The organism is Microbacterium sp. Root553 (genome assembly GCF_001426995.1).
GTDB lineage: Bacteria > Actinomycetota > Actinomycetes > Actinomycetales > Microbacteriaceae > Microbacterium.
The window spans coordinates 83,504-95,673 of sequence record NZ_LMFY01000002.1; the positions used below are offsets into that span (position 1 = coordinate 83,504).

General features: G+C 68.4%; 9 protein-coding genes. All 9 read left to right on the top strand.

The window, feature by feature from the left end:
- The first annotated feature begins 62 nt into the window (after window positions 1-62).
- Window positions 63-539, top strand: coding sequence for a DUF2975 domain-containing protein (locus ASD43_RS14460; RefSeq protein WP_056419942.1), 477 nt, complete (start codon window positions 63-65; stop codon window positions 537-539).
- Entirely contained in the window at window positions 539-760 is a 222-nt protein-coding gene (locus ASD43_RS14465) for a helix-turn-helix domain-containing protein (RefSeq protein ID WP_045253857.1), read from the top strand. The genes ASD43_RS14460 and ASD43_RS14465 overlap by 1 nt, the downstream gene beginning before the upstream one ends.
- Window positions 757-4,494: an SCO7613 C-terminal domain-containing membrane protein gene (locus ASD43_RS14470; RefSeq protein WP_056419945.1), complete on the top strand. Its 3,738-nt coding sequence runs from the start codon at window positions 757-759 to the stop codon at window positions 4,492-4,494. The genes ASD43_RS14465 and ASD43_RS14470 overlap by 4 nt, the downstream gene beginning before the upstream one ends.
- A 222-nt stretch (window positions 4,495-4,716) precedes the next feature.
- Window positions 4,717-5,085 (top strand): 30S ribosomal protein S12, encoded by a 369-nt coding sequence (rpsL, locus tag ASD43_RS14475; RefSeq protein ID WP_017201609.1) that lies wholly within the window; start codon window positions 4,717-4,719, stop codon window positions 5,083-5,085.
- 5 nt (window positions 5,086-5,090) lie between these two features.
- Complete coding sequence (gene rpsG / locus ASD43_RS14480; protein WP_042538706.1) at window positions 5,091-5,561, top strand: 30S ribosomal protein S7; 471 nt, start codon at window positions 5,091-5,093, stop codon at window positions 5,559-5,561.
- Between the two features lie 84 nt (window positions 5,562-5,645).
- The gene (gene fusA, locus ASD43_RS14485; RefSeq protein ID WP_056419949.1) at window positions 5,646-7,763 is read left to right on the top strand and encodes an elongation factor G; all 2,118 of its coding nucleotides are present in this window, start codon (window positions 5,646-5,648) and stop codon (window positions 7,761-7,763) included.
- Between the two features lie 147 nt (window positions 7,764-7,910).
- The gene (gene tuf / locus ASD43_RS14490; protein ID WP_045253854.1) at window positions 7,911-9,101 is read left to right on the top strand and encodes an elongation factor Tu; all 1,191 of its coding nucleotides are present in this window, start codon (window positions 7,911-7,913) and stop codon (window positions 9,099-9,101) included.
- Window positions 9,102-9,209: 108 nt separating this feature from the next.
- Window positions 9,210-9,878 carry a VanZ family protein gene (locus tag ASD43_RS14495; RefSeq protein WP_056419953.1) on the top strand — a complete coding sequence of 223 codons (669 nt, stop codon included), beginning with the start codon at window positions 9,210-9,212 and terminating at the stop codon, window positions 9,876-9,878.
- A 49-nt stretch (window positions 9,879-9,927) separates the two neighbouring features.
- Window positions 9,928-12,096, top strand: a complete 2,169-nt coding sequence (locus tag ASD43_RS14500; protein ID WP_157551050.1) for a hypothetical protein — start codon at window positions 9,928-9,930, stop codon at window positions 12,094-12,096.
- The last annotated feature ends 74 nt before the right edge of the window (window positions 12,097-12,170 follow it).

A 12,170-nucleotide genomic window follows, 5' to 3' on the forward strand; every position in this document is an offset into this window, starting at 1 on the left:
ACCGCAGTGCGCCATAGGTATCGTTTTTCGATAGATACCCATTGGCGATCGATAGGCGAACCATGCAACCTCGTGTCTCCCGCGCTCTCAAGGCGCTCATCGTCCTCCTTCTCGGCCTCCTGGTCGCCAGCCAGACCCTGGTGATCCCCGCGGTCGCCCGCATCACCGCGATCCGCAACCCCGACGTCGACCAGCTGGAGGTCCCGGGGATCATCGGGGCGGTGATCTTCATCGGGCTCATCGAGGTGACGCTCGTCTGCGTCTGGTTCCTGCTCTCGCTGGTGCAGACCGATCGCATCTTCCGCGTCGAGGCGTTCCGCTACGTCGACATCATCCTCGGCGCGCTCGTCGCCGCGGGGTTGCTGATCCTCGTCTCGTACGTCGTCATCGTCGGCAGTCGCGCGGTGTCGCTGTCCCTCACGCTGCTGGCCGTGCTCGGCATCGTGGTGAGCGCGGCGCTCGCCCTGCTCGTCGTGGTGCTGCGCGGGCTCCTGCGCAAGGCGCTGGAACTCGAGCAGGACCTCTCGGAAGTCGTCTGATGCCCATCGTGATCGACCTCGACGTACAGCTCGCCATGAAGAAGATGAGCGTGCAGGACTTCGCGGATGCCATCGGGATCACCCCCGCGAACGTCGCCGTGCTCAAGAACGGCAGGGCCAAGGCCGTGCGCTTCACGACGCTAGAGGCCATCTGCCGGGTGCTGGAGTGCCAGCCGGGCGACATCCTGCGCTGGGTGCCCGAGACGGAGGAGCAGTCATGACCCCCGCGTCGCTGGAGTCCTCGTCGCCGTCGACCGATGAGCTCACCTGGGGCGAGGCCGTCGCCCGGCACCTGCTCGACCTCGGAGCGTGCCCGGTGTGTCAGGCCGAGCTGGCGGACGGATGGTGCCGCACGTGCGGTTCGGACCTCCGCGGTCCCGTCGGATCGGAACTGTGGAGCGCGTCTCTGACGGCCGCCGGTGCGATGCGAGCGAGGGATGCAGTGCTGCGGCGCATCCCGCCGGTCGCTGCCGAAGGAACCGCCGCACCGTCGGCACTCACCGCGCCGTCGCCCGCCGTATCGGCGTCGGAGCCGTCCCGTGCGCCGGCGGGCGCGGATCCCGTGGCCACCTCGACGGGCGGGTCCGCATCGCAGAGCAGCGCGACGCTGCAGTCCGTGCTCGCGACGGCGGGTGCAGGGCTCGTCGCCGTCGCCGCCGTGGTGTTCACCTATCTCAACCCGGACCTCGCCGACCGCGCCCTGCGCAGCGTGATCGTCGGGCTCATCACCCTGCTGTTCCTCGGGGGAGCGTGGCTGCTCGCCCGCCGTGGACTGCGGTTCTCGGCCGAGGCCGTCGGCGCGCTGGGGCTGGTGTTCGCCGGCCTCGACATCCACGCGGTCGCCCAGCTCGCGGCGCCGGAGGTGCATCCGTGGCTCAGCGCCGCCGTCATCACGGCTGTCGTCGCCCCGGCCGTGCGGAGCGCGGGGCGACGTCACCGCATCAGGGTCTGGCAGTGGGTGGCCGTCGTGGCGCTGACGCTGACCCCTGCGATGCTGGGCCTGGCCGGAGCGACGGCGCTCACGGCCACGGCAGGCGCACTCGGCGTGGCGTTCGCGGGCGCCGCCGCCATCGAGTTCCTGCGGCCGCCCGCACCCGAACGGGTCACCCTCGTCGGGGCGCAGGTGATCGCGACCATCGCGGCACTCGTCCTGATGTGGCGGGTCGAGATCGACGACGTCTCGCTGTTCCTGCTCGTGACGAGCGGGCTGCTCGCTCTGGTCGCCTCGCACGCCCTCATCGCCGGGCGTCAGGCGCTGACGCCGCCCTGGTCGTTCGTCGCCGGCGCGACGGGGGCGGCGGCGATCCTGCTCGCGGTCTATGCGATCCCCTCCGTGCGCGAGATCGACGCCTCCTGGCAGCTCGCGATCGCGCCCGCCGCGGCATCCGCGGCCCTGGTGCTCGTCGGCGCGCTCCTACCGCTGCCGCGCCGTGTGCCGCGGGGTCCCGTCGCGGGCGGAGCGCTGACCGTGTTCGCCCTGCCTGTGCTGGCGCTCCTCGCCTCGGCCGCGGTCACCGGCGCGCTCACGGTCGCCGCCTTCGTCGGCGAAGCGCCCTGGGTCGACGGCTCCGGAGTGGTCGGAGGCGGCACGCCCCTCGGCCTCGGCGTGGTGGGTGCCGGTCTCGTCGCCTTCCACCTCCTCGCGCGCACCCGGATCGGCATCGTGCGGCTCGCCCCCGCTGCATCCCGGCTGTCCCTCGTCGCCGTCGCCCTCGCCCTGCTCGTGCTGGGCTGCGGCGGTCTGCTCGTGCTGCCCGCCGCGATCGCCGTGCTGGCGGGGTCGGCTGTGGCCGTCGCCGCCGCGATCCGGTGGATGCCCGCGCACGTGGCGGGCAGGGGCGTGCGGGTGATCCTGGTCGTCGCAGCGCATCTCGCGCTCCTCGCGACCGTCATGGTCGCCTGGCGCGACACCGCGGCCGTACCCGGCGCGGGGGCGGCGACGCTGATCGGTCTGGTCGCCCTCGCCGGGGTGCAGCCGCCGCGATGGCGCTTCCTCTACGTCGGAGCCGGATTCTCGTATGCACTGGTCGTCGTCGCGACAGCACTGGGGGAGGGCGGGGTCGACGGGATCGCACGGCTGTGCCTCACCGCATCCGCCGGTCTCGTGGTCGCGATCGCCACCACCTACCTGCCCCTCGTCGGCGCGCGGAGCTGGCAGGCGGTGCTCGTCGTCTCGGCGGTCCCCTTCGGGATCGGGGTGCTGCAGGTGATCGAGGAGCGCAGCGGATGGACCGCCCTGTCGACCGGGCTGATGTTCGTGCTCGCACTGACGCTGCTGCTGACCCGGCGACCGGGTCTCACCGTGCCGGTGCGCACGGCGGCTGCGGCGATGCTCGTGCCGACGCTCGCCGTGGTGGTCGTCTGTCTCGGCGCCCAGCTGCTCGACTCGAGCGGATCGCCCGTCGCCCTCCCGATCGTCGCGGTGCTCGTCGGTCTGGCGCTCCCGGCATCCACCCTCCTCCGCGATGTGCTCCGGAATCGGGGGCGTTCTGCCCTCGCCGCGGATGCCGCGCGGGTGGCGATCGAGGCATCCGCACTGCTCACCGGAATGATCGCGGTCGGTCTCTCCGTGGGGCGCGAGGCCGCGGGTCTCGGCACGACCCTGATCGTGCTCGTGGTGATCGGCCTCGGCGCCGTCGCCGCAGGACTCTTCAGCGCCCGGCGCTACGCGTGGTCCGTCGCCGGGGCGTCGTTCACCGGGGCCCTCTGGTGCGTGTGGGGGATCACCGGGGTCGACCTGTTCGAGGCCTACCTGCTCCCGCCGGCACTGGGGGCCGCGGTCGTCGCGGTGCTCCTCACGATCCGGGGGCGGCGGGCGACCGCCCTGTACTCCGCCGGCCTGCTGATCGCGCTCGGCCCGATCCTCGCGCTCATCTCTCTCGCGGAGCCCGAGACGGCAGACGGGCCGTCGCCCGTCGTCTGGCGCGTGGCGGGGCTCCTCGCGGCATCCTGGGGGCTGCTCGCCCTCGAGAAGGCGATCGGCGGGGGCCGTGCCGGGCTCCGGCGGCGCCGACTGCGGGCGCTCCGCATGCCGACGCTGGTGGCCGCGGGGCTGGCGGCGACGGCCGGGCCGATCCAGGGCATGAGGATCGGGCTGGGCGGCGATCTGCCGTCGCTGCACGGGGCGGGGCTGTTCGCGCTGTGTCTCGGGGTCAGCGCCGTCGGAGCCGCAGCCCTCGCCCTCGCCGCGGCGGGCATCCGCCGAGCGGCCGGCAGCGCGTCGGCGCTGCGGCGCACACGCTGGCTGGGCGCGCCGGCCGCGCTCACTCTCGCCGCAGGCACCTGGTTCGCGATCGAACGCGACTGGTTCTCGATCTGGCCGATGTGGATGCTGATGATCGCCTACCTGGTCGCGACGGTGGCGGTCGCCGCCCGCACGGTGGTCGGCACGACCACCGCCCCACCGACGTGGTTCCTGTTCGCGATCGCGTTCGTGACCGCCATCGTGGCGTGGAGTCCGCGCGACCTGAGGGTCGAGTGGTTCTCGCTGCCGTTGGGAGCGTTCCTCCTCGTCGCCGGCGCGATCGCCCTCCGGCGGAGACCGGATACGCACCCCGACCCGCGGCGGGCGTCGCTCGACAGCTGGCCGGGGCGCTGGACCGGCTCGTGGGCGCTGCTCGCCCCGGGGATCGCGACGATGATGCTGGCCTCGGTCGTCTCCACGTTCACGGATCCGCTCACCTGGCGGGCGATCCTGGTCATGGTGCTGGCACTCGCCGCCATCCTGCTCGGGTCGAGGAACCGTCTGGCGGCGCCCTTCCTGCTCGGCCTGATCGTGCTGCCGATCGAGAACGTCTTCGTGTTCTCCGTGCAGATCGGTCGCGGCATCGAGTCGATGCCGTGGTGGATCACGCTCGCGGTCATGGGCGCGGTGCTCCTGATCATCGCGGTGACCGCCGAGCGCAGGACGGGGGAGGCCGGAACGGTCGCGGCGAGGATGCGCGATCTGCGCTGAGGGACGAGGCCGGAGCCGCCGCTCATTTGACCGCCACGTTACGCGGCATTACACTTGATCAGGTGTGTGCACGTCTCGACGTGCGTGCTGGGCGTCGGCTCCATGGCCGATCCGCCCCCACGGCATACCCACCACTGCAAAAGCCCGTCGATTCCGGCGTGCCGGTGGGTCATGATGTGAAACCCATCACGCTGTCACCGTGCAGCACTATGAGGAGAGAACGTGCCAACCATTCAGCAGTTGGTTCGCAAGGGTCGCTCGCCCAAGGTCACCAAGACCAAGGCGCCGGCGCTCAAGTCGAACCCCCAGCAGGCCGGGGTCTGCACCCGCGTCTACACCACCACCCCGAAGAAGCCGAACTCGGCGATGCGCAAGGTCGCTCGTGTGAAGCTCCGCAACGGGACCGAGGTCACCGCGTACATCCCGGGTGAGGGTCACAACCTTCAGGAGCACTCCCTTGTGCTCGTCCGTGGCGGTCGTGTCAAGGACCTCCCCGGTGTTCGTTACAAGATCGTCCGTGGCGCCCTGGACACCCAGGCCGTCAAGAACCGTAAGCAGGCTCGCAGCCGCTACGGCGCGAAGAAGGGCTGAGTCCAATGCCTCGTAAGGGTCCCGCCCCCAAGCGTCCCGTCGTCAACGACCCGGTATACGGCGCTCCGATCGTCAGCCAGCTGGTCAACAAGATCCTGGTCGACGGCAAGAAGTCGCTGGCCGAGTCGATCGTCTACAACGCCCTCAAGGGCGTCGAGGCGAAGAACGGTCAGGATGCCGTCGCCACTCTGAAGAAGGCGCTCGACAACGTGCGCCCGACTCTCGAGGTCAAGAGCCGCCGCGTCGGTGGCTCGACCTACCAGGTTCCGGTCGAGGTCAAGCCGCACCGCGCGAACACCCTCGCGCTGCGCTGGCTCGTCAGCTACGCCAAGGGCCGTCGCGAGAAGACGATGACCGAGCGTCTCCAGAACGAGATCCTCGACGCGTCGAACGGTCTCGGCGCCGCCGTCAAGCGTCGTGAAGACACGCACAAGATGGCCGAGTCGAACCGCGCGTTCGCTCACTACCGCTGGTAAACAGCTTCGCCGGCCCTCGGCCACACGCCGAGGGCCGGCACCCCCTCTTCGCAGTACGACTGCCAAAAAGATAAGGACACTCCTGTGGCACAAGACGTGCTCACCGACCTGAGCAAGGTTCGGAACATCGGCATCATGGCTCACATCGATGCTGGCAAGACCACCACGACCGAGCGCATCCTGTTCTACACGGGCGTCAACCACAAGCTGGGCGAGACCCACGACGGTGCCTCGACCACCGACTGGATGGAGCAGGAGAAGGAGCGCGGCATCACGATCACGTCTGCCGCCGTGACCTGCTACTGGAACAAGAACCAGATCAACATCATCGACACCCCCGGTCACGTGGACTTCACGGTCGAGGTGGAGCGCTCGCTCCGCGTCCTCGACGGCGCTGTCGCCGTGTTCGACGGCAAGGAGGGCGTCGAGCCCCAGTCCGAGACCGTGTGGCGTCAGGCCGACAAGTACAACGTCCCCCGCATCTGCTTCGTCAACAAGATGGACAAGCTCGGCGCGGACTTCTACTTCACCGTCGACACCATCATCAACCGCCTCGGCGCCAAGCCGCTGGTCATCCAGCTGCCGATCGGCGCGGAGAACGACTTCATCGGCGTCATCGACCTCGTCGAGATGCGTGCGCTCGTCTGGGCGGGTGACTCCAAGGGTGACGTCACCATGGGCGCCTCCTACGAGATCCAGGAGATCCCGGCCGACCTCAAGGAGAAGGCCGACGAGTACCGTCAGCAGCTCCTCGAGACCGTCGCCGAGACCGACGACGCTCTGCTCGAGAAGTTCTTCGGTGGCGAAGAGCTGACCGTCGCCGAGATCAAGGGCGCGATCCGCAAGCTCACCGTGGCTTCCGAGATCTACCCGGTGCTCTGCGGTTCGGCGTTCAAGAACCGCGGCGTGCAGCCGATGCTCGACGCGGTCGTCGACTACCTCCCGAACCCGCTCGACGTGGGCTCGATCGAGGCGCACGACCCGAAGGACTACGACACGATCATCGAGCGTCACCCCGACGCGAAGGACCCGTTCGCAGCCCTCGCTTTCAAGGTCGCGGTGCACCCGTTCTTCGGTCGCCTCACCTACGTGCGCGTCTACTCGGGTCAGCTCGACTCCGGTGCCGCGGTCATCAACTCGACCAAGGGCAAGAAGGAGCGCATCGGGAAGATCTTCCAGATGCACGCCAACAAGGAGATCCCGGTCCCCTCGGTCACGGCGGGCAACATCTACGCCGTCATCGGTCTGAAGGACACCACCACCGGTGACACCCTGACCGACCCGACCTCGCCGGTCGTCCTCGAGTCGATGACGTTCCCCGAGCCGGTCATCGAGGTCGCCATCGAGCCGAAGACCAAGGCCGACCAGGAGAAGCTGGGTGTCGCCATCCAGAAGCTCGCTGAGGAGGACCCGACCTTCCGCACGGAGCTCAACCCCGAGACCGGTCAGACGACCATCAAGGGCATGGGCGAGCTGCACCTCGACATCCTCGTCGACCGCATGAAGCGCGAGTTCAACGTCGAGGCCAACGTCGGCAAGCCGCAGGTCGCGTACCGCGAGACGATCCGCAAGGGCGTCGAGAAGTACGACTACACGCACAAGAAGCAGACCGGTGGATCGGGGCAGTTCGCGAAGATCCAGTTCAACATCGAGCCGCTCGACCTCGACGACGAGAAGACGTACGAGTTCGTCAACGCGGTCACCGGTGGTCGCATCCCGCGTGAGTACATCGGCTCGATCGATGCCGGCTTCCAGGACGCGATGAACGTCGGCGTGCTCGCCGGCTACCCGATCGTGGGCGTCAAGGCGACCATCGTCGACGGTGCGGCCCACGACGTCGACTCCTCGGAGATGGCGTTCAAGATCGCCGGATCGATGGGTATGAAGGAAGCCCTGCGTCGGGCGAGCCCGGCGCTCCTCGAGCCGCTCATGGCGGTCGAGGTGCGTACTCCCGAGGAGTACATGGGCGACGTCATCGGCGACCTGAACTCGCGTCGTGGCCAGATCCAGTCGATGGAGGATGCCGCAGGCGTCAAGGTCGTCCGGGCACACGTCCCGCTGTCCGAGATGTTCGGCTACATCGGCGACCTGCGCTCGAAGACCTCGGGCCGCGCCGTCTACTCGATGGAGTTCAACAGCTACGCTGAGGTTCCCCGCGCAGTGGCCGACGAGATCGTCCAGAAGAACAACGGCGGCGAGTGACACTTCCTGGGAGTCGGGCCCAGGCCCGACTCCCAGGTCCCCTACAACTTCACATTCCCTCTCTACTAAACTGAGAAACTAACCCGTAGAGAACCGGTCGCAATCCAGTGCCCGGTCACCTCTACACGACGTCCTGAGGAGGACCCAGTGGCTAAGGCCAAGTTCGAGCGGACCAAGCCGCACGTCAACATCGGAACGATCGGTCACGTTGACCACGGCAAGACCACGCTCTCCGCAGCGATCTCGAAGGTGCTTGCTGACAAGTTCCCGTCTGACACCAACGTGCAGCGCGACTTCGCTTCCATCGACTCGGCGCCGGAAGAGCGCCAGCGTGGTATCACCATCAACATCTCGCACATCGAGTACGAGACCCCGAAGCGCCACTACGCGCACGTCGACGCCCCCGGCCACGCCGACTACGTCAAGAACATGATCACCGGTGCTGCGCAGATGGACGGCGCGATCCTCGTGGTCGCGGCCACCGACGGCCCGATGGCTCAGACCCGTGAGCACGTTCTGCTCGCCAAGCAGGTCGGCGTGCCGTACCTGCTCGTCGCGCTGAACAAGGCCGACATGGTCGACGACGAGGAGATCCTGGAGCTCGTCGAGCTCGAGGTCTCCGAGCTCCTCGCCTCGCAGGGCTTCGCCGAGGACGCTCCTGTCGTCCGCGTCTCCGCTCTGAAGGCACTCGAGGGTGACGAGAAGTGGACCCAGTCCATCCTCGACCTCATGGAGGCCGTCGACAACAACGTCCCCGACCCCGTGCGCGACAAGGACAAGCCGTTCCTGATGCCCGTCGAGGACGTCTTCACGATCACCGGTCGTGGAACCGTCGTCACCGGCCGCGCCGAGCGTGGCACGCTGGCCATCAACTCCGAGGTCGAGATCGTCGGACTGCGTCCGACCGTCAAGACCACGGTCACGGGTATCGAGATGTTCCACAAGCAGCTCGACGAGGCATGGGCCGGCGAGAACTGCGGTCTCCTGCTCCGTGGAACCAAGCGCGAGGACGTCGAGCGCGGCCAGGTCATCGTCAAGCCGGGTTCGGTCACGCCGCACACCGACTTCGCGGGCACCGCGTACATCCTGTCCAAGGATGAGGGTGGGCGTCACAACCCGTTCTACACGAACTACCGCCCGCAGTTCTACTTCCGCACCACCGACGTCACCGGCGTCATCACGCTGCCCGAGGGCACCGAGATGGTCATGCCCGGCGACACCACCGACGTGACGGTCGAGCTGATCCAGCCGATCGCCATGGAGGAGGGCCTCGGCTTCGCCATCCGTGAGGGTGGACGCACCGTCGGCGCCGGTACGGTCACGAAGATCATCAAGTAAGCTTCTGCTTCCTGACACAGGGGTCGGACCTTCGGGTCCGGCCCCTTTGTCGTACATCCCTTTTTCGTCACCGCCGTCGCCCGACCAGGGCAGAGGAGGAACGCCGTCATGACGCAGATCCAGGTGGGTCCGCCGCCGCCGCGCAGCTACGCGCGGCTGTGGGTATCGACGCTGCTGCTGGTCGTCTATGCATCCTTCGTGCTGCTCGTCACCATGTGGCCGCAGCCCGAGCAGCTCGAGTTCGACAGCATCGCCGGGCGCGTGCTGCGCGCTCTGCACAACATCGGCGTGCCGCAGTGGTTCGGCTACGACAAGCTCGAGTTCACGGCCAACATCGGCATGTTCGTGCCTCTCGGCTTCCTGCTCGGTCTCGCCCTCGCCCGCTCGGCGTGGTGGGTGGCGATCTTCCTACTGCCCGCGTTCTCAGGGGCCATCGAGTTCACCCAGGGCATCGCGCTCGACGAGCGGGTGTCGACGGTGCTCGACGTCCTCTCCAACACCATCGGCGGCTACCTCGGTCTGCTGCTCGCGATGATCCTGCGCGCGATGATCCACGCCAGGGACCGCACCAAGATCGAACGCGAACTGTGGGAGCGTCGTGCCGCGGCCGCCGAGCTCCAGAGGCAGAACGCGGCACGAGCGCAGGCGGCAGCCTCCTCGCACCAGGTGCCGGCGCCGGCCGCCGCCCGCATCGCCGAGCCCGACCCGGTCACCCGCGTGCTGGATGCGGATTTCTGGGAGACCGGCGACGCTCCGACCGTCCGCCTCCCGCTATGACAGGCACCTCGGCACGGCGCCCCTCCGCCGACGACATAGGCTGGGCATGATGAACGAGCCGACGACTCCCGCAGAAGCCTCGCCGACCGTTGCAGCGCACGCTGCGCGTACGCTGTCCACCCGCAAGATCATCCTGCTGTCCATCGCGGGCGTGCTGGTCGTGGCGCTCGTCGCCACCCTGATGGTGTTCCGTCCTTGGGAGGCGCGCGCGGAGGCGCGTCCTGCGCCGATCCCGAAGTCCCAGACGCAGGTCGAGCCGGCCCTGGGAGAATGCACGGCTCCGCCCGAGGGGGACGGTTCGTCTCCCGGATTGGCGCCCGCGGCAGCGGACGATGCCTTCGGCGGATGGGAGCAGCGGCTCAACGACACGGCGGCCACCACGCGCTTCTCCGCGTCGGAGGACGTCCGTGAGGGGCTCACCTCCCTGTCTCTGACCAGCGGGACGGGCACGCAGCCGCCGGTCCCCGAGAGGTTCGAGCAGTCCGTCCCGGTCACCACCGGAGAGACCCTGACGGTCGCCTTCTCGAGCAAGGCCGCGACGGCCGGGAGCCAGGTGTCGATCGTCCTCGGCCCGAACGCCGTGGCCAAGCGCCTCGCCATCCCCGACGGCGCCGAGTGGGCGGATACCTCCGTCAGCTACACGGTCCCGCGCGGAATGGCGTCGCTGAGCGTGGCCATCGAGATCACGTCGCTTCAGGGTGAGGTGCTGATCGACGGGATCACCGTGCAGCGCAACGGCACCGAGCTGCTCGTCAACGGCGGTTTCGAAGACACCTCGGCCGTTCTCCGCATCGACAACGCGACTCTGCTCTTCGACGGAGCTCCCGATTCCCGGGACCTGAATGTGCGCACGCGCGTCGCCGCAGCGACGACGATCGCCTGGTGCGTGTCCGGCGGCGAGACCGAGTACGGGGGCGTGTCGACGTTCGAGGACGGGCTCGTGCAGGTTCCGGTCGAGTACAGCGATCCCGGCCTGTACACGGTGAAGATCTCCATGCACCATGCGGGTCAGCTCATCGAGCGATCTGCGACCTTCGGGGTCGTGCCGCCGCGCAACGGGGTACCCTCGGGGATCGGCATCGCCGCTCACTTCCAGGGCGGGGTGGCGCGGATGACCAACGCGCCCGCCACGCTCGCGATGCTGGGGGCAGACAGCGTGCGGTTCGAAGTTCCCTGGCAGCGCATCGAGAAGGAACCGGGGGTGTACACCTACCCGCAGTACATCGACCAGGTGATGGGCGCGTACGAGACGGCGGGCATGTCGGTCCTGACCGTCCCCGCGTACTACAACCCCCTCTACGACCAGGGCAAGACGCCGTCCACCGATCGGGGGCTGCAGGGCTACTCGGCCTACACGGGCGCGCTCCTGTCGAAGTACCCCGCCAGCGGCGGTCTCACGGAGATCTACAACGAGTACGACCACATCTTCAACACGGGAGCGTGCGGCACGACGCCCGACTGCTACATGCGGATGCTGGTGCCGGCCGCTGCCGCAGCGAAGGCGACGAACCCCGCCGCGACGGTCTACGGTCCCTCGACGGCGGGGATGCAGGTGCGCTTCGACTGGCTCGAGCCGTTCATCGCGCAAGGCGGGCTGGATCACGTCGACGTCCTGACCTTCCACCCGTACACGCAGCCGGAAGGACCCACGCTCCTGGACTCGCAGCTGCAGGAGCTGAACGGGATGATCGCCGCCGCCAAGCCCGGCGTCGATGTGCCGATCTCCTTCACCGAGATGGGATGGGCCACGGTGGACGGGTGGGTCAGCCGTGACGAGCAGGCGGCGTACACCGCGCAGACGGCTCCGATCGCGCTCAAGGCGGGCGTCGACAGCATCTACTGGTTCACGCTGGCGGACACCGGTTCCGACCGGTCCAACTACGAAGCCAGCTTCGGATTCTTCGAGACCGCGAGCACGTTCACTCCGAACACCTATCAGCCCAAGACCTCCGCGATCGCTCTCGCGGTCAGCCAGAGGATGCTCGGCGGAGCCACGTTCTCCGCGGAGGAGAACTGGGGTGAAGGGGTGAAGGCGTACACGTTCACCACCGCGGACGGGCGCACGATCACCGCCGCCTGGGCCCCGGATGCTCCGGCGTCCGTGGCGGTGGAGGACCTTCCCGACGGCAAGGTGCTCGACATGAACGGACGGCAGGTGGACGCCGAGCACTCCCTCGACATCGGGGAGGCCCCCGTGTATCTGGTTCACAACGACTGATCGCCGCTCGTCCGGACGAGAAGGCGCGCGTCGGAGCCGCTGATACGATTGGCCGCGTCTTTGTCTCTTTTTCA